At 47.9% G+C, this 25,099-nt stretch carries 11 protein-coding genes and 1 riboswitch; of the genes, 4 read left to right on the top strand and 7 right to left on the bottom strand.

Annotated features, from left to right (window positions below):
- Nucleotides 1–13: 13 nt before the first annotated feature.
- Genes pilO through pilM form a run of 3 tightly spaced genes read right to left on the bottom strand, consistent with a single transcriptional unit; the run spans nucleotide 14 to nucleotide 2,426 of the window.
- The gene (gene pilO / locus RSJ68_12135; protein ID WNU97120.1) at nucleotides 14–700 is read right to left on the bottom strand and encodes a type 4a pilus biogenesis protein PilO; all 687 of its coding nucleotides are present in this window, start codon (nucleotides 698–700) and stop codon (nucleotides 14–16) included.
- Nucleotides 701–1,315, bottom strand: a complete 615-nt coding sequence (locus tag RSJ68_12130) for a PilN domain-containing protein (protein ID WNU97119.1) — start codon at nucleotides 1,313–1,315, stop codon at nucleotides 701–703.
- A 1-nt stretch (nucleotide 1,316) separates the two neighbouring features.
- On the bottom strand, nucleotides 1,317–2,426 hold the full coding sequence (pilM, locus tag RSJ68_12125) for a type IV pilus assembly protein PilM (protein ID WNU97118.1): 1,110 nt from the start codon (nucleotides 2,424–2,426) through the stop codon (nucleotides 1,317–1,319).
- Between the two features lie 146 nt (nucleotides 2,427–2,572).
- Here pilM and RSJ68_12120 point away from each other — a divergent pair, with 146 nt between their 5' ends.
- Nucleotides 2,573–4,972, top strand: coding sequence for a penicillin-binding protein 1A (locus RSJ68_12120; GenBank protein WNU97117.1), 2,400 nt, complete (start codon nucleotides 2,573–2,575; stop codon nucleotides 4,970–4,972).
- Nucleotides 4,973–5,758: 786 nt separating this feature from the next.
- Here the strand turns inward: RSJ68_12120 and RSJ68_12115 are convergent.
- Nucleotides 5,759–7,207: an efflux transporter outer membrane subunit gene (locus RSJ68_12115; protein ID WNU97116.1), complete on the bottom strand. Its 1,449-nt coding sequence runs from the start codon at nucleotides 7,205–7,207 to the stop codon at nucleotides 5,759–5,761.
- A 50-nt stretch (nucleotides 7,208–7,257) separates the two neighbouring features.
- Nucleotides 7,258–7,752: a MarR family transcriptional regulator gene (locus tag RSJ68_12110; GenBank protein ID WNU97115.1), complete on the bottom strand. Its 495-nt coding sequence runs from the start codon at nucleotides 7,750–7,752 to the stop codon at nucleotides 7,258–7,260.
- 462 nt (nucleotides 7,753–8,214) lie between these two features.
- A riboswitch (PreQ1 riboswitch) is annotated at nucleotides 8,215–8,259 on the top strand.
- 4 nt (nucleotides 8,260–8,263) lie between these two features.
- Between RSJ68_12110 and queF the strand changes: the two genes are divergently transcribed.
- The gene (gene queF / locus RSJ68_12105) at nucleotides 8,264–8,737 is read left to right on the top strand and encodes a preQ(1) synthase (GenBank protein WNU97114.1); all 474 of its coding nucleotides are present in this window, start codon (nucleotides 8,264–8,266) and stop codon (nucleotides 8,735–8,737) included.
- A gap of 76 nt (nucleotides 8,738–8,813) precedes the next feature.
- Nucleotides 8,814–9,497, top strand: a complete 684-nt coding sequence (locus tag RSJ68_12100) for a 7-cyano-7-deazaguanine/7-aminomethyl-7-deazaguanine transporter (protein ID WNU97113.1) — start codon at nucleotides 8,814–8,816, stop codon at nucleotides 9,495–9,497.
- 529 nt (nucleotides 9,498–10,026) lie between these two features.
- On the opposite strand, the gene RSJ68_12095 is transcribed toward RSJ68_12100, so the two are convergent.
- Nucleotides 10,027–11,349: a M23 family metallopeptidase gene (locus RSJ68_12095; protein WNU97112.1), complete on the bottom strand. Its 1,323-nt coding sequence runs from the start codon at nucleotides 11,347–11,349 to the stop codon at nucleotides 10,027–10,029.
- Between the two features lie 286 nt (nucleotides 11,350–11,635).
- On the opposite strand from RSJ68_12095, the gene RSJ68_12090 reads away from it, so the two are divergent.
- Entirely contained in the window at nucleotides 11,636–12,637 is a 1,002-nt protein-coding gene (locus RSJ68_12090; protein ID WNU97111.1) for a hypothetical protein, read from the top strand.
- Between the two features lie 196 nt (nucleotides 12,638–12,833).
- On the opposite strand, the gene RSJ68_12085 is transcribed toward RSJ68_12090, so the two are convergent.
- A complete protein-coding gene (locus RSJ68_12085) occupies nucleotides 12,834–24,815 on the bottom strand; it encodes a YadA-like family protein (GenBank protein ID WNU97110.1) in 11,982 nt (3,993 codons plus the stop codon).
- Nucleotides 24,816–25,099 lie beyond the last annotated feature (284 nt).

Genomic DNA, 25,099 nt, shown 5'->3' with positions numbered 1-25,099 from the left:
TTCCTATCATTTATTATTTTTGTTCAGAATTGGCTTGGCCATTTTCTGAATCTCCCTGTGCCTGACTCTGCTGAGCGGCAAGTTCCGCTGCTACCTCATCTGACGGGCGGGCTTTATAAGTCGTCGCAATTGCTCTGAGCGTTAAAATATCATTTTTACTATCTTTGCTATTTTTACTATCTGAAACATGAGATATTTTTAACGACTCCAATGTAATTATCCGCGATAAACCACCAACATCTCTAGCAAATTGGTTAATCTGATTATATTTGCCCGTAATCGATATTTCATACGGTAACTTCTGTATTGGCCCATCATTGACCGGAACCTGTGGAACTACACTATCTAAGCGAAGACCGTTTGCTGAACCTGCCTGGTGCAGTTCTTGAATCAAAGTAGGAATTTCAGCATCAGTCGGTAACTGTTTTAACAAGATGTCAAATGAAGAACGAATAGATATTAATTCAGCTTTCAAGTTATCCAAACTTGCAGCCTCAATACTCTTTTTCGTATATGTTTCCTTTAACTCCTCCTCCTTTGCCTCTTGGGTTGAAAGTGTTTCCAGCTGATCACGAAATACTATTCCATAGCCAACTGCCAATACCCCTGCAACTGCTAATGCAGCTAATACAAACTTTGCAGCAGGGTTCAACAAATATAAATTCTGAATATCCAAATTTTTTACTTTTGCTGAGGCCATTTACTTTTCCTCCCCGTTCTGTGCTTTCGTCGGATCATCATTAATTGCTTCTCTCTCCGACTTGACTGGAATACTCGCAGAACCAATCATAGATTTAATATTAAACTCTTGATAATTATCAATTTTCTTAATTTCCAAAAGTTCTGGCTGCGTAAAAATACCTGTACTTGGCAAAGACCGCATAAACATGGCAATTTTATTATCGCTAATCGCCCGACCTGTAATCTTATAAGAAGTCGGATTTTCTGCATCAAGAGAAGTAATATAAGTATTATCTGGAATAACCACATTCAAACTATCGATGATATATGCAGCTTGGGAACGTTTTTCTTGCAACTCCTCAACTTTTTGCTTTTTAGCCAAGAAGTTTTCTTTTTCCTGCTGTAATTTTTTTATTTCTCCTAAATCATTATCCAACTTGGTAATTTCTGCTTCCAAAAATGCATTCCTACTTTCTTGATCACTAATAGCATTATTGATCGCTAAATAAGCTATTGCAGATAAACCAACTCCTATTAATAACGAAGAAAGCATCAAAATTTTAAATTGCTGTCTTTTACGTTGCTTAATTTCTTCTCTATATGGAAGAAAGTTAATTTTAATTAATTCAGTCATATTACAATCCCCTTAATGCTAATCCAAATGCAAGTGTTAAAGCAGAAGCATCAACTTGTAACTGTGACAAATCGACCTTACCGCCTCGCTCCACATATGTAACTGGCTGAATACATTGTGTTGCTGTATTTGTCTGCGAAAAAATGCTTTCAGCCAAACCAGTCTGTTGCGATGCAGAGCCAGTTAATAAAATATGCTTCACATTTGAAAAAGCATCTGTCGGCTGTGTTGTGTAATAAAACTGTAATACTCTTTGCACTTCCTGAGCCACTTGAACATTAAAACGGTCTGCAATTTGTGCTTGATAATCAGTTGGTTTACTCGTAGATACCATCATTTGGGCAGCTTTTTCTTCCGTAACCTGATATGTACGTTGAATCAACTGGTTCAATTGCTCAGTACTTACAGGCATTTCCTGCCTGTATAGAATTTGCCCATTCTGAATAATCAACGCATACATCTGTGTTGCATAAATTCCAAATATAGCAACTTTTTCATTTGTTAATTCAGGAGCGTACTGGTTAATCCAAAATACGAAGGCATTACGCTGTGCCAATAAATCCAAATCTAACGCCGATAAGGACAATCCTGCCCCCTCAAACATTTCGATCATGGGTTCAACGTCATCCTTACGCGCTGCAACCGTCAAAATCTGCTGCCCCGCCGGAATAACAGACGCACCGACGACCTGATAATCATAATTTATTTCATCGATAGGTCCGATTGAGGAGATTTCGGATTCTGCAAATTCATCCAAATCCAACTCAGTATCCTTTTGTGAATAAACCACTTGCTCAATCGTCGCTAATCCTTGAGGAATAGCTGCAATAATATTCTTACAAGAACTGCGCAATTGCGAATATGCATGTTGCAAATAAGTAACAAGTTGGTCGTAGTCTTGAATTTTGTTACCTTTTACAATATTTTTAGGTAATTTAGTAATAACGTATTTTTCCAACTGAATTTGGTTTAAACTACGCCCTGACAGCTGAACCATCTTGATGGCATGCTGACTAATATCGATGCCGATGGCAGAACGGTTGCTTAACCCTGAAGAGGACTTTCCAGCCTTACTAGTTGTATTTTTAGGGTTTTTTGATAAGCCAATCATAAGATTTCCCTGTATTATTAGGAGTGAGTAACTGTTTCGATATCCGTAAAGGACTTGCTCTTTACACGAGAAATGCCGTGTTTTATAGAAATCGATATCTATTTTACTTTATTTAATACCAATAATGGCAAAATTATTACCTAGTCATGATTAAAAAGATTATAACAACCTGTATCGGTTTGATGTTGGGCCTAGCAATTTTTACTACTGGATTGATTGCTATAGCAATTTTAGTAACCTACCCCAAACTCCCTCCCTTAGACTCCTTACAACACTACCAACCCAAAATGCCATTGACTATTTACTCGGCAGATGGGCAAATTATTGGCGTCTATGGTGAGCAACGGCGTGAATTTACCAAAATCAACGATTTTCCCGATATTCTCAAGAACGCGGTTATTGCCGCTGAAGACAAACGCTTTTACGAACATTGGGGCGTAGATGTTTGGGGTATTGCTCGAGCAGCGATTAGTAATATCGTTGCAGGAGGCGTTCAATCTGGTGCAAGCACTATCACCCAACAAGTTGCCAAAAACTTCTATTTAAGCAGTGAACGTACATTTACCCGAAAATTTAACGAAGCACTTTTAGCCTATAAAATTGAACAATCCTTGAGCAAGGATAAGATTTTAGAGCTATATTTCAACCAGATTTACTTGGGACAACGCGCTTATGGGTTTACTTCGGCAGCGCAGATTTATTTCAATAAAAATGTTAAAGACTTGACTTTGGCCGAGGCTGCCATGTTGGCCGGGCTACCTAAGGCTCCTTCTGCATACAATCCCATTGTGAATCCAGAACGCGCCAAACTGCGACAAACTTATATCCTGAATAATATGCTGGAAGAAGGGATGATTACTTCTCAGCAACGTGACGACGCATTAAAAGAAGAATTACATTACGAGCGGTTTGTACAAAAAATTGATCAAAACGCGTTGTATGTAGCAGAAATGGTTCGTCAAGAACTATATGAAAAATATGGTGAAGAAGCCTACACCCAAGGCTTTCATGTTTATACAACCGTAAATACTGCAAATCAGCGTGTTGCTACCGAAGCATTGCGTAAGGTCTTAAGAAACTTTGACCGAGGCAGTAGCTACAGAGGAGCAGAAAACTACATTGACCTCAGCAAAACAGATGATGTTGAAGAAACAGTCAGCCAATATTTATCTACTTTATATACCGTGGATAAAATGGTTCCTGCGGTTGTCTTAGAAGCCTCTAGAAAAGCGGTACAAATCCAACTACCCAACGGTCGTAAAATTACCCTTGACACTAAATCGTTAGGTTTTGCAGCTAAAGCAGTTAATAATGAAAAGATGGGGGAAGACCGTATCCGGCGCGGTTCAGTCATCAGAGTGAAAAATATTGGCAATGGCTGGACCGTTGTACAAGAACCTTTACTACAAGGCGCACTTGTTTCTTTAGATGCCAAAACTGGAGCTGTTCAAGCATTAGTTGGTGGCTATGACTACCATAGCAAAACTTTTAACCGTGCAACTCAGGCGATGCGCCAACCTGGTTCAACATTCAAGCCTTTCGTATATTCTGCTGCACTAGCTAAAGGTATGACAGCCTCAACCATGATAAATGATGCCCCAATATCTCTACCAGGAAAAGGAGCAAATGGTGGTGTGTGGTCTCCAAAAAATTCAGATGGGCGTTATTCTGGTTACATTACATTGCGCCAAGCATTAACTGCATCGAAAAATATGGTCTCTATCCGCATCCTGATGTCTATCGGAATCGGATACACCCAGCAATATGCTCAGCGTTTTGGTTTCAAACCGTCTGAGCTTCCCGCAAGTTTATCGATGGCTTTGGGTACTGGAGAAACTACTCCACTCCGTATTGCAGAGGCATATAGTGTTTTTGCCAATGGTGGTTATAAAATCTCAGCTTATGTTATTGACAAAATCTACGATAGCCAAGGTCGTCTGAAAGCACAGATGCAACCCTTAGTTGCAGGAGAAAATGCTCCTCAGGCAATTGATCCTCGAAACGCATATATCATGTATAAAATTATGCAAGACGTAGTCCGTGCTGGTACTGCTCGAGGTGCAACAACATTAGGTCGAAGCGACATTGCCGGTAAAACCGGAACGACCAATGACAACAAGGATGCATGGTTTGTCGGTTTTAATCCCAAAGTGGTAACTGCTGTTTATGTTGGTTTTGACAAACCCCGCAGTATGGGGCGTGCAGGTTATGGTGGAACGATTGCAATTCCGGTATGGGTAGATTATATGCGTTACGCTCTCAAAGGCACTGAGATCAAGGGAATGAAAGCACCTGAAGGCATAGTTTCTAATGGTGGCGAGTATTATATGAAGGAACGACTAACTACCAGTTCTGACTTAGCCTTGGAAAACGGTGGAGTAGCACCACGCCCGATCTCTCAACCATCTAAGCGTACCAGCCAATCTTCTGACGATGATATGCCTGATCCACAAAGCTCTAACCGTCTTGACCGCCAAGACTTACAAGAGGAGCCAGTTTTGCCAAGCAATACCGGCAATAATAAACAATTAGATTCCTTATTCTAAAACCAAAATTTTAAATTATTGAAAATAAGGCGGTCTTGCAAGTAAAGTAGCGAGACCGCTTTATTTTAAGAATAATATTTAAATGGATTATGAAGCTTTGCTTATAGCGAGCAAGCCGTAAGATTCATAAGAATCTGTTATTTGAAAATTGATATTTGCTTTCCCCCCTGACCTTCTGATTAATACATACCTTACCCTACACCAATAGACCAATAGCTGCTCAAAACATCTTATTCAAACACTAGTAAATTCAATCAGATACTTAATATTTTCATCTTTTGCTTCAGCCTTCATTCAAATCTAAAAAATAATTTTAATATTTTTTCAATAAGTTATATTAATTTTGAAAATTTTTATTGATAATAATTACTATTATTATATAATAGTACTCACTCGGATGCCGTCCTGCTCCGAGTCATTAAACAACGATTCCCCCCTTTTCATTTTCTTATCTCATCGGAGTGCGCATATACGAGACATACTGTTCCCCTTATATCAGATACTCAAAACCGAATAACACAAAACCCGCTGCTTTTTAAGTAACGGGTTTTGTGTTTTTCGCAAGTAAAACATCATTTGAAACCTAGTAATCGTCCCTGAACAGTCAGGTTCTATATACAAACACGCCAAAGGGAAAACTAATATAGTACATTGATCGAGGATCATATTGGCATTTCTATAAAACTGTCTTTACATTCCCTAGTTTTTACCAATCCACTTATACTCTATTAGCAATCAAGAGAAAACAAAAATGGCAGCTTGATTAACAAGCTGCCATTGTTTTCCTCAGCGTACCTTTTTACCTGTACTTTTTTTTGAGACATTTCGTCCCAAAGGCTCAAGCTTAAATCCTCCGCCCAGTTGGGTATTTAAATTGCTCCATGCAATCAATGACTCGGCTTGATATTGTGCTTTCTGCATTTTTAATTGCAGAAGTTCGTTCTGTTTTTGCAGAGCAGATAGACCATTATCTAATCCCGCATTGACACGGCTATTCGCGTTACGGACTGTTTTTTCAGCAGTTTCCTGCATTTTCTCCCAAATGCTTTGTCGTTTCTGCATATTTTGATAGTCAACAACCGCATCGGCAGCAGTACGCATGGCATTTAAAACAGTACGGTCATAAAGGGCTACCTGTTCATTATATTCGGCACGCCGCCCTGCCAACTTAGATTGTAATGCTCCTGAAGTAAAAATTGGCAGATTTAAGGCAGGAAGTACGCCGATCATACCCGATGTACGCCCTCGTACAACATTAAAAGCATCAATATGTGCCAGACCTGCCAAAACTTTGAGTTCTATATTGGGATAGAACTCAGCTTCTGTCGCTTTAACCGTATTGAACCGAGATTCCAACATAGCTTTTTGTGCAGCAATATCCGGGCGGGCACCCAATAAATCTGCATGGATTTTATTGATTGGAGCGACAGGAACTGCTGCCATTTTTTCAGGCATATACAAAGATAAACCGTCAGGTGTTGTCCCGCTTAATATTGCTAAAGCATGACGCACTTTAGCAATTCGGCGCTCCAACTCCAGTTTTTCCAACTGCATACTTTGCTGTTGCATTTCAACCGGATAAAGCGATTCTGCAGAAGCCAGGCGGGCATTAATCCTTCTGCGTATCAGTTGCTGCATCTTGTCTGCAGTTTCCATACGCTCGGATAATAGATTTTGTTGTATTAACAACATCTGCCATGTGAAATATTGTGATGCAACCGCATTGGCGATATCAATACGCGTTTGATGGGCCTCGTACAAAATGGCCTTGCGCTTTCCTAATATGGACGCGGCCTGTTTCCGGTTCTTACCCCAAAAGTCAAACGACCAAGTACCCTGTAAAGCAGTATTTGCCAATAATAAGGTATGGTCAGTATCAATATGACCGGATGAGGGCTTAGGAGCAACATATGCTCCCGCCCCTCGCGCGGACAACCCGATTTGCATTTTGCTTGCGGCTTCAGTGATTCCCAGCTGCGCTTGTGCTTGTTCGAAGCGCGCCTTAGCAATACGCAAATCGGGAGCATTACGGATAGAGAGTGCAACTAATCGGTTAAGTTTTTGGTCGTTCAGTTGCATCCACCACGCATCTTGAACCATGGCTGCAGACTTACCTTCAGATAGCCCGTAATTGGTAGGTTCTTCCAAAGGAGCCTGTTTACCGAATTGAGCGCAGGCAGAAAGTAGAATGGCGGTAGCGATACAGATTCCCTGTTTGTAGGGATTGGCTTTCATGGAATACTCCGTTTTATTATCGGTATCCGCCACATCCTGCATCCGCTTTATCAGCCCTCCAGCCGGCGCAGCAGCTTACCCAACAAATATTGCAATTGGTTGTAATCTTCATCGGTGAAATCTTTCCAAGCCTCTTGGTTCGTACTGGAAACCTGCGGCCATACTTTTTGGATAAAAACCTCACCTTCGGGGGTCAATTTTAGCACAATCTGACGGCGGTCCTGCTGGTTGATATAGCGTGCAACCCAGCCCCGGCTGACCATTTCGTCCGACAATCTGGTCGCGCTGGTACGGGTCAGATCCATCAAATCACTCAAGCGTGATGGTAAAATTTCACTGTTGGGGCTGACGTAAACCGCCATCAAGGCAAACCAGAGGTTTTCATTGATGCCATATACTTTCAGATTATCATTCAGATGCGAACTGAGGCGTTCGGTTACGACCCGCAACATCCGCCCAGCCCTGGTCTGCTGCTCGGAAAATTGAGGCAGGCGGTCAGATAGGGTTTTTAATGCCGTGGTCAAATCGGTTTGTGAAAAACTCATGGTTTATTCCTCTTAATTACCAACTTCAATCGCCGCCCCATCCGATGGGAGCAACGATGAAAAAATCATTGAATCAAAATGCCAAATATTTGTTTTATGTGAACATACTAATCTAATTGACTATTCTTCTGATGAAAATCTGACAATCGGTTAAAGTTAATAACGAATGGTACTTTTTATGCAAAAAACATTATTTTGCATAAAAGCGAACTACCAACTTTTGTCTTCCATCAAACCGATTCTTAGGACTTTCCGACACCTGCTTAGTTCTTATTGCTTGGCTTTATTTACCTGTAATTGACAGAAATAAGCTGAAAATAAAGCAATCATTTGAAAAATTACATTTTTAATCATTTTTTAAAATTGTGGTTACAATTCAAATCGTTTAATTGCAAATAGCTTCAGACGACCTCCGATGCTGCATAAAGGTTACACATCACCCCTGCCTTATATTACAATCCGCCTTTCGTGGTTCGAAAACCTCCCACATTAAAAAACTAAGGAAACCCTTATGTCCCGCAATACCGAAGAGCTGCAAGGCATCTCTCTTTTGGGCAATCAAAAAACCCAATATCCGACCGGCTACGCTCCCGAAATTCTTGAAGCATTCGACAACAAACATCCCGACAACGATTATTTCGTCAAGTTCGTCTGCCCCGAATTCACCAGCCTCTGCCCCATGACCGGGCAGCCCGACTTTGCCACCATCTACATCCGCTACATCCCGCACATCAAAATGGTGGAAAGCAAATCCCTGAAACTCTACCTATTCAGCTTCCGCAACCACGGCGATTTCCATGAAGACTGCGTCAACATCATCATGAAAGACCTGATTGCCCTGATGGATCCGAAATACATCGAAGTTTTCGGCGAATTCACACCGCGCGGCGGCATCGCCATTCATCCCTTTGCCAATTACGGCAAAGCAGGTACCGAGTTCGAAACACTGGCACGCAAACGCCTGTTCGAACACGACAGCCAATAATCCATCCCCTTTTTACGCATTTTCAGACGACCTTTTTCACGAGAAGGTCGTCTGAAAGCCTTTCCGAAAGATTTCCATGTACGAATTTACAACAGTGCAACAACAGAAAGCGCTCTTCTGGCTGGTGCTTTTCCATATCCTCATCATTGCCGCCAGCAACTATCTGGTGCAGTTCCCCTTCCAAATTTTCGGCATCCACACCACTTGGGGCGCGTTTTCCTTTCCCTTCATCTTCCTTGCCACCGACCTGACCGTCCGCATTTTCGGTTCGCACTTGGCACGGCGGATTATCTTTTGGGTCATGTTCCCCGCCCTTTTGCTTTCCTACATCTTTTCCGTTTTGTTCCACGACGGCAGTTGGACAGGTTTAGGCGCGCTATCCGAATTCAATACCTTTGTCGGACGCATCGCCTTAGCCAGCTTTGCCGCTTACGCACTCGGACAAATCCTTGATATTTTTGTGTTCAACAAATTACGTCGTCTGAAAGCGTGGTGGATTGCCCCGACCGCATCAACCGTCATCGGCAACGCCCTGGATACGCTGGTATTTTTCGCCATTGCCTTCTACGCCAGCAGCGATGAATTTATGGCAGCAAACTGGCAGGACATCGCTTTTGTCGATTACCTGTTCAAACTCACCATCTGCACCCTCTTCTTCCTGCCAGCCTACGGTGTGATTTTGAATATCTTGACGAAGAAGCTGACTGCACTGCATCCTGCTCCCCTCGCCAAACAGACGGTTTCTTTACAAGAAAACTGAAAGAAACGCTGAAAACCACACATCGGTATCAAAAAACGAAAAGGTCGTCTGAAACCTCAAATTCGGTTTCAGACGACCTTTTTTGATAACAAGTCTCTTATGGCAATCACACAACATAACACATGAAATAAAAACGTTACCTGCCGATCTTGCTCAAAAACAAATGTACTCTCCGCCATGAAGACATGTTTCAAAATGACAGCAAATACATATCTCTAAATCTCTCTCGCAGAAATACCGTCCTGATATGGTGGATTAAATTTAAATCAGGACAAGGTGACGAAGCCGCAGACAGTACAGATAGTACGGCAAGGCGAGGCAACTCCGTACTGGTTTAAAGTTAATCCACTATATCATTGAGATTCTAGCGCATTCTGTTATTTGCAATCCCTCCCAAAAAACTTTCCTCAAGCCATATGAACTGAAAAAAGTTTTCGTATTTATCCCAATGCAAAAGGTTATCTGAAAACCTTAAACCTGGTTTTCAGACAACCTTTTAAGGCATACCCCAATACTATGGGCAGCCTGATTAATCCAACTGCGCCACAGAAACAGGCAACCCGCGGATAGAGGCAAGTATGGTATTTGCCGATTTCTGCTGCTGACGGAATGCAGCCATATTGGTTGGCGTCAGCTTGGGTGTCGGCAGGGCAACCGTAGTCGGGTTGACAGGCTGACTGTTCACGCGTGCTTCATAGTGCAGGTGCGGACCGGTAGAACGTCCCGTCGTACCGACGAATCCGATCACTTCGCCTGCACGCACCGTACCTTGGGCAGGGGTAAACGCGCTCATATGCCCGTATAAGGTTTCAACGCCGTTAGAATGGCGGATCATAACGGTATTACCGTAGCCGCCCTTCCAGCCTTTGAAGGTAATCACGCCGTCAGCGGTCGCTTTAATCGGCGTACCGGAAGGAGCCGCGTAGTCAATACCGGTATGCATACGGACGGTATGTAAAACGGGGTGGACCCGGTAACCGAACGGGGATGAAATGCGCGTATAGACGACAGGCTCGATGTTGAAGCCCTCTTTTTGCTGGAGCGATTTGCCGCTTTGATCATAATAGCTGCCGCTCTCTTCGTCGCCTTTACCCTGGCTGTAATAATAGGCTTGATAGCTTTTACCGCCTTTGACAATTTCGGCTGCCAGAATATTGCCCGTACCCATTTGTTGTCCGCGGAAATACATGCTGTCATACAGCAATCGTATCACATCGCCTTCTTTCAAATCCTCCAAGCTCAGTACGTCGGAGAAAATTTCGCTCAGCGACTCGCGGATTTCGACAGGAATTTCCGCCTGCGCCATTGCACCGCGCGCGGAAGTGCGGACAACGACGGAACGCAGGGTCGGCATGGTCTTCATATCCACTTCCGATGTAGAAGCCTGCCATTTGCCTTTGACTTTTTCCAAAGCGACAAGATTGCGCTCAAGCTCTTCATCCGTGAAAAACTGTACGTCGGTAACTTGTCCCGAAGCATCGATGCGGATATTGACAGACTGGTTGGCGCGCAAATGTTGCATATCGCGTTCCGCACTGTTTTTCGCCATGATTTGCTTGATGTCGGTTTGGGGGACCCCCATGCGGGTAAGCACATCGGCGAGTGAGTCGCCCTGCTGGACGACTTCTTGCGCCCAGTAACTGGACTGAAAATTGCCGGTTTCAACATAAACCGCCGGCAGCTCTTCAGAAACGCGCTCGACTTTAAATCCTTGATACTCGGGAACAGGTTCGGTTACTGCATAGGCAGTCATCGCGCCGGAAACGGGCAAAAGGATGCCCAACAGAGACCAGCGGATAGGTTTGTTGTGCCAAAATCGGCGCAATAAGGGAAATCGGGTTGTTTCGATCACGAATTATCCTTTTAATGCGGCGGTGCGGCTGCTTTATCAATCCGCACGGGCAATGTGATTTTCATTTAAAAGAAGACTGTCTGCTATTTATCCGTCTTTCAGACGACCTTTTTCATAGTCCGGCAAACAGCACAATGGGGAACCAAGGGCGTATTATCAAGGCTATTGTTTTGATTTACACCCGTTTTTTCTGAAATTTACGTCCGTAATTATATCACAATCGCGTATATTGCTTCAAACGTCCCATCCCATAGACATTTGGGAATGGCCGGCATTCTCCCTTAAAATGATGCTTTTTCCCAACCTGCCGCCTGCCATGAACCTGACCCTTGCCATTCCGTCGCTAAACCGCCAAAGCGACGAATCCGTCCCCCCTCTTACCCTGCCAGCCTTCAACCGTCTGCTTCGCTTCGGACATTTACACAAACAAGCAGTTGAAACATCAAAATTTTACGGGCGTTATTTATGGGACGGCAGCCTGCTCAAACACGCAAAAACTGCTGCAAACGTTCCACAGCAACAACCTGCCGCATTGGTTTCCCCGCTATGGCAGCAGATGGGTTTGCACCAAGTCAGCGTCGTTGGCGGCGAATATATCGGTATTGCCACTGACGAGGCAGATGAATTATGTCGCGAACTGTCTGATTTTTATCAGGACGAGGGTTGGCGGTTCGTCCCCGTTCGCCCCGATTTGTGGCTTGTCTTATTACCCAATCCGCAAGACTGGCAAATTCAGCCCATATTGGATATTTACGGACAAATGGGGTCATCTGAACAAGCATCAGGCAAAGATAGCGGACAATGGTTAGCCAAGCAGACAGAAATTCAAATGTGGCTGCACCAACACCCGATCAACAACATTCGCAACCAACTCGGAACACCGCCGATAAACGGTCTGTGGCTGTGGCATGATATTCAAGGGACGCAGCAATCATCCGCCCTATTCTCCGACAGCCCGTGGGCGCAATTTGCCTCCGACCGCATAGATGCACCATACGACTTTCGCGCCTTTGCCTCTTGGATGCAAGAAACAGGAACAGACACTGCCGTCATTTTTATGGATGGTTTGACCGTTACCGGGTCGACGGCGGACGTACTGGCCTACCAAGATATTTTGCAGGATTGGGAACAACGCTGGTTCGACCCGATTTGGCAGGCGCTGCACACAGGTCGTCTGAAAAAACTGACCTTGACGACCGATGGGGAAAACGGCGGCGTATTAACACTCACACCGAAATCGCGTTGGAAATTTTGGCGGGCGGAAAAAACGTTTACAGGGATTTGGTAAATTGAATCACCAAAGGTCGTCTGAAAAGTCGTGATGTCGCTCTAGATTTCAGAAGAAATCCAACTTCCATCATCCTTCCAGCCATGAATTTCAAATAAAACCAATTTATCCCTCATACAAGATATAAAAAGGTCGTCTGAAACCCTGTTTTGGATTTCAGACGACCTTTGCTTTGCTTCAGCTAAGAGCCGTTAGCTTACCACTGGTACAACGCACCTGCCCCGACACCGACGTGGCCGTCTGTGTTGGCAGAGAAGTTGCCTTTAACAACCCAGTTACCGCCGTCGCTCATCGCAGACACGCCGATTGCCATGGCGGATTGACCACCGTAGTAGCCGCTACCCACGCCGATACCGGTTGCACCCGGACGGGTTACTTGCGGAATCGAGCCTTGTGCAATCGCACCTGCCACGCCTGCATAGGCTTTTTTGCCGACGCGTTCGATGTTGTTTTGCAGGGCGTTACCCACGCCGGCGAGCTGGTTCAGGTTGACCGCATCGGTACCTTCTTTCGCCGGGGCGACGTTGGTGATGCGTTGTCCGCCGTTGTTCAGACCGATCGGGCTGAGGCTGACGGTATTCGCCGGATTATGGGCGGTCGGTGCAGCGATGCTGACACCTTGCGCGTTAACGGTTACACCGCCTGCGGTTACGCTGGTTACGTCGAGTTTATCGGCAGTAGCAACGTTATACACGGTCTGTCCGCTGTTGCCGGTCGTTTGGTTAACGACGACGTTCTTACCTGCGGTAACTTCGGTTTTCGCTGCTGTCGCTTGTGTCGCTACGTTGGCAATCGCCTGGTTGGTGTAATACAACTGGCTGCCGTTGATCGCATCAGTCGAATCCGCCGATACCACGCCTGCCGCCACACCTTGTACCTGACGGGTCTCGTCCGTACCGTTGCCGACGGTGACGACGCCGACGACTTTGTTCGCGGCGGCAGTCGAACCTGCTTTGCCTGCCACGGCTTTGTCGTTCAGGCCGCCGTAGGTATAGGCTTCGCCTTTGGCCGCATCAGCCGTATGGATGCCTTGGGTTTGGGCGCGGTCGCCGAGGTAGACGGAGTCGTTGACTGTGGCTTTGATGTTGCTGCCCAATGCGTAGGCGTTGTCGGCGGATACGTTGTTGTTGTTACCGATGGAGTAAGAGCTGTTGCCGCTTACTACGGTCGGGTCACCGATGGCGCCGGAGTTTTTGCCGCTGACGATGTTGCCGGTACCGATGGCGATGGTGTTCTCGGCGTTGGCTTTGGCGCCTTTACCGATGGCGATGGCGTTGGTGCCTTTGGAGGCGGCTTGGAAGCCGACCGCCGTGGCGTATGCGCCGCTCGCGCTGGAGTCTTCGCCGTTGCGTGCCTGTACGTCGGGGTTCACTTCGCCGTCGTTGGTATGGAAGAACTTGATGCCTTGTTCGTTCATACGGCCTACGGCTTCGATGACGTTGTTGGTCACGTACATGCCTTGGTCTTCGACGTTGTAGGTCACGAGGCTGTAACCGTTGGACTGGGCAATCTTGGTCTCGTTCGTGACGTTGGTCACGTTCGGATTGTTGCTGTTGTCCACCAGGGTAATGTTTTTGATATTACCCAAGCCTGCTTTGCCGTCTGCTTCGACTGCCGGCGGTGCGGTGTTGACGTTGCCGCCGTTGCTGCCGATCAGTTCGTAAACCCGGTGCAGTTGTCCGCCGTTGACGGCATCGGTGCTGCCTGCGGCGACGGTGCCTGCGGCGACGCCGGTTACTTTCTTACCGCCTGCGTTGATACCGTCGGCAGTGATGTTGACATCGCCTGCTTTCAGACCGTCTTTGCCCAGCGCCACTTTGTCGCCGACGTTGACGCCGTTGTTGTTCACAACCGTATCGCCTGCTTTGACGCTGTCGACTTTCAGGTCTTTGTTGAGGCCGACCTGAATACCGTTCGCGCCTGCGGTGGTGGTGATGTTGGCATCGCCTTTAACGGCGACGGTATCGCCCAGTTTGTTGGCAACGGTCGTACCGCTGTCGCCTGCGAAGCTGATGCCTTTATTGTCCACCGCGTCTTTCGCCGCGACGCCTTTGGCGATGTCGGCTTTGACGGCTTTAGACAGGTCAACGGCGTAGTCGGTTACGTTGTCGGCGTCTTTGTTGCCTTTGGTCACGACGATGTTGTCGGAACCTGCGGAGACGCTCGCGCCGTCTGCGTTGACGGTGTAAACGGTTTGACCGTTCGCACCCTGTTTGCCGGTAACGCTTGCAATGTTGGTACCGGCTTCGACTTCGGTCTTGGCGGCGGCAGTCAGACGGTTCAACTGTCCGACGTTGGCGGCATCGGTGTCTTTCACACCGGCGGCAACGTTGCTGATGGCTTTGTTGCCTGCGTTGATGCCGTCGGCGGTGATGTTCACATCGCCTGCTTTCAGACCGTCTTTGCCCAATGCCACTTTATCGCCGACTTTGACGCCGTCGTTGTTCACAACGGTATCGCCTGCGGTGAAGCTGTCGGCTTTGAGGTTGGGCGCGGTCGCCACTTTGTAAGTGGTGCTGCCGTCGGCATTTTGCTCTGGTGTGACGACGATGTTGTCATTGCCGCTGTCCACTTTGGACGTGGCTTTCGCCGCGGCTGCTTTGAGCTGTGCAACGTTCACTGCGTCAGTGTCGGCTTCGCCTGCAGCGATGTCGGTGACTTTGTTGCCGCCGTTGTTCAGACCGTCTTTGGTCAGGCTGACAGGTTTGCCTGCCTTGCCGTTGCCCACAGTCAGTCCGTTGTCGGTCAGAACGCTGCCGCCTACGGTCACTTTGTCGAAGGAGACGTCGTCTGAAGTCGCTACGGTGATGTTCTTACCGTCGCGGCTGACTTTGACGTTTTTGCCTTCTTTGAAGGTTACGGTGTCGCCTGCGCCGATTTTTTCAGACGAGGTTTCGTCGTTGGCGTTCAGGTTCCAGCCTTTGTCGGCAGTTTCTTTCACTGCGGCAATGGCGTCGTGGACGTTGTCTTTGCCGGTACCGCCGATGTCGGTAGTGGTCACGTTGCCTTTGTTGTTGGCCGCGTTACCGCCGAGGATTTTCTCCAGGTTGGCTTGGGCTGCGTTCAACTGCTCTTCGCTTGCGGCTTGGCCTTTAGTGGCAAAGTCCGCACCGCCCAGGGTGGTGTTGCTCAGACCGGAAATCAGACCGGCGGTACCGTCGATTACGAGCGGTTTGTTGCCGTTGCCGGCTTTGCCGACGGTAATCTTGTCGGCCAGCGAGAAGCCGATGCCGTTTTCGTCGGCGCGGGTCAGGATGTTGCCGTCGCCTTTGACGCTCAGGCTGTCACCCAGTTTCTTCGCACCGGTCGTGCCGTTGTCGGCGGCAAAGGTCAGGCCTTTGTTGTCCACCGCGTCTTTCGCCGCGACGCCTTTGGCGATGTCGGCTTTGGCTTCGTCAGTCAAATCCAGCGTGTAATCGGTAACACCGTCGGCGTCTTTCGCACCTTCGCTGACTTTAACCGCACCGCCCGCCGCTTGGCTGAGGGTGGTCTTGTCGGCGTTAACCGTGTACTCGGTGTTGTTGCCGTCCACTTTTTCGCTGACGGTCACGTTCTTACCGGCAACGACGGTGGTGGTTTTTTCGGTGGCGGCGAGTTGTTCGTTCAGCTGGGCGACGTTGACGGCGTCGGTGGCTGCCGTACCTTTGGCTACGTTGGCAATCTTGTTGCCGCCGTTGTTCAGACCGGCAGTAGTCAGTGACACTTGGTTCGGAGAGCCGTCTGCACCGATCTTCAGACCGTCGGTAGTCAAGACGCTGTTGCCTGCGATAACACTTTCGGCAACCACGCTGGTCGCTGCCACTGAATCAGCTTTGACATGATCAAACTCAACGTCGTCTGAAGTTTCAACCGTCAGATCTTTGCCGCTGCGTTTCACTCGGATGTTCTTACCTTGTTTCACGGTCACGGTGTCGCCTGCGGCGATTTTTTCGCTGTCGCTGTCGGCTTCGTCGTTCGCTTTCAGCTTCCAGCCTTTCTCGGCAGTCTCTTTCACTGACTTGATCGCGTCGTGAACGTTGTCTGCTCCAGTCTCACCGATGTTGCTGGTCGTTACGTTGCCGTTGTTGTTGGCTGCGTTGCCGCCCAAGATGTTTTTCAGATTCACTTGGGTTTCGTTCAGCTGTTCTTCGGTCGCGGCTTGTCCTTTGGTGGCAAAGTCTGTACCGCCCAACGTTTTGTTGGTCAATCCACTTACCGTGCCGTTCGTACCGTCCAGCACAATCGGAGTGCTGCCGGTCTTGCCCAACGTAACTTTGTCGTTCAAACCGAAATCAACTTTGCCTCCCGACAGGGTTTTGGTCTTAATGTTGCCATCGGTACCGGTGTAAGTAACGGTGTCACCTAAGTTGACTTTTTCAGTCGACCCTTCGTCAGCGGCAATCTTCAGACCTTTGTTCAACTCGTCGCCCACTTTGTCCAATGCTTCTTGAACAGTATGTACAGGAGTTCCTGCCGTACCGTCGGCTTGTTTGACGGTAAAGTTAGGTGCTGCGATAGAACCATCCGCACCAACAGTCGTATTCAACGCTGTTGCCAACGGTTTGATTTGACTGACGTTAACCGCATCAGTATCTGCCGTACCTTTGGCTACGTTGGCAATCTTGTTGCCGCCGTTGTTCAGTCCAGTATTAGTCAGGGACACTTGGCTCGGAGAATTATCCGCACCAATTTTCAGACCCTCGGTAGTCAAGACGCTGTTGCCTGCGATAACGGTTTCTGCAATCACATTGGTGGCATTGACGGCATTGAATTCAACATCTTCTGAAGTAGCTACGGTGATGTTTTTGCCGTCGCGGGTTACTTTGATGTTTTTGCCGTCTTTGAAGTTAACCGTTTCGCCGGCAGCAACTTTCTCTTCAGTATCATCGTTCGCTTGCAGCTTCCAACCTTTTTCCACCGTCTCTTTCACAGACTTGATTGCGTCGTGAACCGTATTTTGGTTAGTACCACCGATATTGCTCATGGTGATATTGCCGTTGGTATTTTCTGCATCACCGCCCAAGATGGTTTTCAGGTTTGCTTGGCTGGCATTCAACTGTTCTTCAGTCGCGGCTTGGCCTTTGGTGGCAAAGTCCGCACCGCCCAAGGTTTTGTTGGTCAGTCCACTTACCGTGCCGTTCGTACCGTCAAGTACAATCGGAGTGCCGCCGGCTTTGCCCAACGTAACTTTGTCGTTCAAACCGAAATCAACTTTGCCTCCCGGCAGGGTTTTGGTCTTAATGTTGCCATCGGTACCGGTGTAAGTAACGGTGTCGCCCAAGTTGACTTTTTCAGACGACCCTTCATCAGCGGCAATGACCAAACCTTTCTTCAACTCTTCGCCCACCTTATCCAAGGCTTCTTGAACCGTACCGACAGCGGTATTTTTCGTGCCGTCCGCTTTAGTTACGGTGAACGCGGGCGCAGCCACTTCACCCGTTGTCGGGTTGACTGTTGTGTTCAATGCGGCTGCAATCGGTTTAAGTTGCTCGACATTTACCGCGTCGGCATCCTCAGTGCCTTTAGCGATGTTGGAGGCTTTGTTACCGCCGTTGTTCAGACCGTTTTTAGTCAGGGATACGGAAGATCCTGCCGCGCCGTTAGAGATGGTCAATCCGCTGCCGTTCAACTCACTGTCGCCGACGGTTACTTTATTAAACTCGACGTCGTCTGAAGTCGCTACGGTGATATTTTTACCGTTGCGGGTTACTTTGATGTTTTTGCCGTCTTTGAACGTTACCGTTTCGCCTGCCGCCACTTTTTCGGCAGTATCGCCGTTGGCTTGCAGATTCCAGCCTTTTTCAGCGGTTTCTTTGACGGATTTAATCGCATCGCTGACGGTGGTCTTGCCTGTTTCACCAATATTGGTAACCGTTACCGTACCGTTTTGGTTGATTGAACCTGTACCCAAAACATTTGCCAGATTGGTTTGTGCGGCATTGATCTGCTCTTCTGTTGCAGCTTGACCTTTGGCTGCGAAATCCGTACCGCCTAACGTTTTGTTGGTCAGTCCGCTTACTGTACCTTTCGTGCCATCGATAGTAACAGGATTGCCGCCTGAAGCGTTTTTGCCGACGGTGACGGTATTGGCAAGGCTGAAGTCGATTTCGTTGCTACCTACAGTTGTTACGATATTTTTATCTTTGCTTGTGTAGGTAACGGTTTCGCCCAAGTTGACTTTGTCCGCATTGCCGTTGTCTGCGGCAATGTTCAGACCTTTGTTCAACTCGTCGCTGACTTTGTTCAAAGCATCTTGAATGGTATGTACAGGCGTGCCTGCCGTACCGTCGGCTTGTTTGACGGTAAAGCTCGGCTGTCCGACCGTACCGTCCGCACCGACGGTCGTGTTCAATGCGGCTGCAAGCGGTTTGATTTGCTCGACATTTGCCGCGTCGGTGTCTGCCGCACCTTTGGCTACTTTGGCAATCTTGTTGCCGCCATTGTTCAAGCCGGACTTGGTCAGGGATACAGGATTGTCACCATTGGCAATGTTCAATCCATTACCGTTTAACACACTATCGCCTGCGGTGACTTGCGGTGTGTTCAGTCCGTCTGTGGTCAGAACACTATTACCTGCTTTGAGTTTATCGGCATTGACGGTTTGGACAGTGATTTCGTCTTTCAATTTGACTTTAATGCCGTCTGCTCCAGCTTCAGTAACGACGTTTTGGTCGTCGCCTTTGAGATTGACGGTTTCACCCAGTTTGGCGGCATCGGTTGTTCCGTTGTTACCCGCAAATGCAACACCCTTGCTGTCGACAGCAGTTTTCGCCTCCACGCCTTTTTGAATCTCGGCTTTGGCGTCGTCTGTAAGGTCGAGTTCGTAGTTGGTGGTTTTGGTTTGGTTACTGTTTGTCGCTTCAGTCGGATTCAATGCCAGCTTACCGTCAGCTTTTACGCTCACAGTCGTTTTATCGGCATGAACGGTATAAAGTGTCTGATTACCAGTAACTTGAGAAGTAACATGGGTATTATCGCCTGCCGCTACGATGCTGATTTTCTCGCTGTCGGCAACGGCTTTATTGATGGCATTGGCAACATCAGTTGCGGTAGCAAATGCATCGCCTGCTGTATCCGCACTGATTACGCCACCAGTACCTGCTGTCAACGTAGATTTATTGACATTGAACGCAACGGTGCCCCCTTTGTTTTCGGCAGTCGTACCTGTGCCATTAACGAAGTTCAGCGTTGAATCGTCTTTAGTCAAGGTTTTAGCATCTGTGCCGTTGACTTGTACGCCGATGTTTTGCAATGCGCTGTCGGCTTTTGTCAAAGAGGCTTTGGTTTTGTCTGACAAATCCAGTTTGTAGGTAGTGACATTGGTGGTTGTATCTTCAGACGACGTAAGTTTCAGACCGTCCACACTACTGTCGAGCGCTACGGCTGCACCTTTGGCGTTGACGGTGTAAACCGTATGACCGTCAGTCGGGTTATCGGTTTTGGTTACGCTGGCAACATTCGTACCCCCTTGAACCTCGGTTTTCGCGGCTTTGACTTGTTTATAGCTTGCTGCGTCATTATCTGCCACGCCGTCAGCAATGTTGGTAACCTTGTTGCCGCCGTTGGAGAGTCCGCCCGCAGTCAGGCTCACAGGGTTGCTGCCGGAGCCGATGGTTACGCCGGAGCCGTTAACAGTCGTACCTCCAGTAGTAACGCCATCGCCGAAGGCTGCGGAAGTCAGGCCGGTCAATTCTTTTGCCAATTTGACGTTCAACGTGTGATTTTGGTCGTCTGAAACTACACCAATATTATTATCGGATAGCTTAGTCTTATCAGTTTGTCCGCCTTTGACTGCTACGGTGCTGCCGAGTTGGCGGTCAAATTTCGTGCCTGTGTCGCCTTCGAAATTCAACGGTGTGCGTACGGCATCGCTCAAAGCGGTGAGCGCGTCACCCACTTTGTTGTAATTAGCTACGCTTGCAGTCGAAGGGTTGCCTGAAATGACGTTGTAAGTCGGTGCAGTAATCGTTCCGTCCGGATTCACTTTCGTACCGATGGCTTCGGCGATTTTGTTCAACTGGGAAACATTGACTGCATCATTGTCTTTAGCACCGTTCTTCACATTGCCGACCGTGGTCGGAGTAGTGGTTTGCGGATCGGTCGGGTTTAATGCGGCAATGGTTACGTCACCCGTGTACGGAGTGCTGTCGTCCATATGTTTGAACGATACAGTTTTCGCGCCCGTACCTGAATCTACGGTTACCTCCCGCTTCAGCAATCTACCGTCTTTATCTATATAGGAGAACGGCGCATCATTATTGACAGTCGTCAGCGTGCTGACGCTCAGGTTTGCCATTGCTTCTTGCAACTGACCCAGATTAACCGCGTCGCCGGCAGTATCGCCTTTGGCAACATTGGTAATCTTGTTGCCGCCCATATCCAATCCGCCCTTAGCGGTAACTTTGCCCGTGAATTCAGGATTATCGACGGTATTGATGCTGACGGTTGCACCGTTTTGACGCAGGGAGATATTTTTGCCCGCTTCCAGCGTAATGGTCGAACCGCTGGTAATGTTTTGCAGCGAGTCATCTTGTACCGTACCGTTGGTATTAGCAGTTTTCGCTGTTGTCAGCTTGAACGGTTTGTACGCATTAGCATTCAGATCACGGATTGCCTCATCGATGGTATTTTTGCCTGTACCGCCGATGTTGCTCATTGTAAAGCTGCCATCTTCGCCGACTGCAGCATTGCCGCCCAATACACCTTTAACAGTTTTAGCAGTATTGCCCAAAACGTTTTGTACCGCGTACAGCTGGCTGCCGTTGATGGCATCCGTAGAAGTATTAGAGATTTCGCCCGGGGCAACGTTTTTCAGTTGACGTTCGTAGCCTGCCGTACCGAAAGACACTTGGTCGCCCGGATTAACATTGTTGCCGCCTGCAAAACCTGAGTATTTCAGATTGTTGACAGTAGCTTCGTTGACTTTGGTTGCATCGGTTGCAGTCTTACTGCCCGCACCGATTGCCACAGAGTTACCTTTAGTAGCTTTCGCGCCCATACCGAATGCAGCAGAGGCAACGCCTTCGGCACGTGTACCCGTACCAAAGGCGGTAGACAATTCGCCTGTTGCCTTTGATTTAGTACCAATCGCTACCGCAGCTTCGCCTGAGGTCGTCTGTTCAGTAGCATTTTGACCGGTTACCATCACATCACCGGTATAGTCTTGATAAACCTCTTTAACCGTTTTACCCGTACCGGCTACAGTTTTCACCGCAACGTTCTCCCAGTCGTCCGCACCGATAGCGATAGAAGAATTGCCTTGTGCTTTTACATTGTTACCAATGGCAGTAGATTGATCACCCCATGCATTGGCATATGAACCGATAGCAACGGTTTGATTGTAATCTTGTCCGGATGCAGACATTGCAGGATTGGTTGCAGAAGCGTTATAGCCGATGACAACAGAGCGCGAGTTATTGGATTGAGCCTGATCACCGATAACAACGGAGCTATATTTCAAAGCCTGTGCATCATTACCGATAGCAACTCCCGCGGATGCAACTACATGACTGGATTTACCGATGGCGATGCTATTGCTATGATCAGCGTTTGCACCATTACCTAAAGCGATAGCGTTTTCCAAACGTGTATGGCTGTTCAAACCAAGCGCCAAAGAAGCCTCGCCGTCTGCATTGGCTAAACGCCCTAACGCGATAGAATCTTCTTTCCAAGCATTATTGCCCGAACCGATAGCAATAGCATTCACTTCGGCAGCCTTCGCGCCATCACCCAACGCAATGCCACTTTCCTTGGTAGCATGGCTAGACTTACCAATAGCGACTGCCTTACCGCCTACTGCCTGCGCCTCATGACCGAGAGCAACCGCGCTACTTGCTTCGGCTTTGGCGGAATGACCACCTGCAAATGATGCCCAGCCCGAAGCATTGGTATTGAAACCGACAGCCGTTGCTCCTGCATTATTCGCGTTGGTATAAGCACCCAAAGCCACAGCAGAGTCATTAAGTGCATTTGCACCATCGCCCAATGCTACGCTAGATTTGCCCAATGCATTGGATGCCTGACCGCCTGCAAAAGAATTCTGACCAAAAGCATTCGCCGACTGACCGACCGCGGTCGCGTTCGTACCGCTGGCTTTACTTGCCGCACCCACGGCGACCGAGCCTTCACCCGTAGTCGTACCGTTGACACTAGCAACAGAGCCTGTGGCTGCTTCGACGGAAGCCTTGTTACCGATTACTACCGCATTTTTCGCCGCTGCTTTGGTTTCGCTACCGACTGCGATGGCAGATTCAGCCGATGCCTGAGCCTTCAGACCTACCGCAGTTGTACCATTGGCAGTCGCAGAAGCATCTACACCTGCGGCAAGCGCGTTGTCGCCTGTCGCACCGTCGTTGTTGTAGTTACCTTTAGTTTGATCTTCGTTTTTGACGCTGTAAAAATGGGTTTGTGACGTACCGGTCAGCTTACCGTCAACAACCTTGATGGTTTTGTCGTCCACCTTAACGTCGTATTTGATTTTAGTATTGCCGTCTGCTTCGGTATCAACGGTAACGGTAGTTGCATTGCCGTCGGCAAACTGCACGCTTTCGCCGGGCGAAACAATGCCCTTCGCCGCGCCCGAATTATCTTTGACGGCAAAGCCTTGGTTGACGTAAGTATTGAGATTGGTCAGCGCATCAGCAACGCTCCGAGCAGGAGTTGCATTGAAGTTAGCTGTACCATTACCTGCCATATTCGGTGTGTCGCTACCTTTGAGCACGTCATAAGACGGTAAGGTTACGAAAGAACCCTGATTATTTGTCGGATCATTGCTGACAGCCGCACCACCGCCCAATGCATCGGCGACCGATTTGGCAATATTACCCGCCCCTACATGAAGAGCGTAAAGTTGGCTGCCGTTAATCGCATCGGTAGAAGTTGAAGTAATCGCGCCCGGCGCAACGTGCTTGAGCTGACGCTCATAGCCTGCCGAACCGAAAGAAACCTGAGAGCCGGTAGTGATATGTTCTGTTCCCGCAAAACCTCTGTAAGTGACACCATTAACTGTTGCTTCAGTCACAGCCGTTGCATCGGTACGCGTATGCGAACCCGCGCCGATGGCGACGGATTTATTCTGACTGGCGGTTGCGCCTACACCAAATGCAGCAGCCCCCACGCCTGATGCAGATGTCCCCGAACCAAAAGCAGTTGATAACGCACCTTCAGCGAGTGCGGCTACACCAATAGCGACGGCGGCATCGCCGGCAGTCGTACCTTTAAATGGATTGCCATAAGCCTCACCTTGTTGCTTCATTGGCATACCGGTCAAGTCTTGGAATACCTGATGGACCAGTTTATTTCCTGCTGCTGCAACTTGTTTGGTCCGTACGATATTCCAATCGTCGCCACCGATGGCAATGGATGAATCCCCTGTTGCGCGGGTATTATTACCGATAGAAGTGGATTGCGTGCCTGAGGCAACAGCATCCGGACCAATAGCAACTGCTTGGGTCGCACCTGTTGCTTGTGCCGTCCAACCGATAGCTACACTTTGCTTATTGTCTGCTCGCGTCCACTTGATGCCTTCAGACCTACCAATAGCGATAGAATCTTCTCCCGTTGCTCGCGTACCAGTACCGATAGCAATCGCATGGTTTGCCGTTGCCTGAGATTCCGTACCCACAGCAATTGCATTGTTACCACGCGCTGTTAAATTACTACCCACACCGATGGCACCATTCCCGTTAACACCTTGATTCGTCATCCTATTCGAATCATTGTTACCAATCGCAATAGCACCTGTTCCATTAACAGTAGTATCCGTACCAATCCCTATCGCCTTTTGTCCAGTTGTCTGAAGATTAACACCGATTGCAATAGCATTATTACCATTCGCAATAGTCGTATTAGTTGAATTCGGACCGATTGCCAAAGCTCCATTAGTTTTAGCTTGTGCATTGTTACCAATAGCAAGAGCCCCCGTTCCATTTGCTGAAGTCGAACCATTACCGATGGCAAATGTCGCCCCACCTGTTGCAGGTTTTTCTGGAATCTCAGCCCAAGCCACTTCGGAAAATCCCAATAATGCCGCGCTCAACGCCGTCAGTCTGAATAAGGTTTTCAGACGACCTTCCTCTGAGGCGCGCACATCCCCTTCAGCACCTTCGCTGCTTGATTTGACACGTCCCTTCGCCAATTCGGAAGTAACGACGAAAGAGCCGATGGTACGGTTCCATACAACTTTGAAAATCTTATTCATAACAATCTCTCTTGGTTGGATTTATTAAAAATATCGGATTGGATTCAGGCATATACAATCAAAACAAGACGTACTCCCCGCACTGCCCCGCCGCCGGATCTTCTTCTTCAGGCACACGCGGATTTTATGAGACAGGCATTCATTTATTTTGTTTATATATTATTGAAAACCAATCAAGCTGACGTTAATTGTCACTTAGATACAATTTTTAGAACATATCTATATCAGTAGATATAGTGTAGAAACTTCATCAAATCACCGCTCATACAAAATAAGCTCCGATA

This window comes from Neisseria sp. DTU_2020_1000833_1_SI_GRL_NUU_006 (assembly GCA_032388755.1).
Classification (GTDB): domain Bacteria; phylum Pseudomonadota; class Gammaproteobacteria; order Burkholderiales; family Neisseriaceae; genus Neisseria; species Neisseria sicca_C.
The sequence above is the reverse complement of the archived record's forward strand: the minus strand, read 5'-3'. Positions and strand labels throughout refer to the sequence as shown.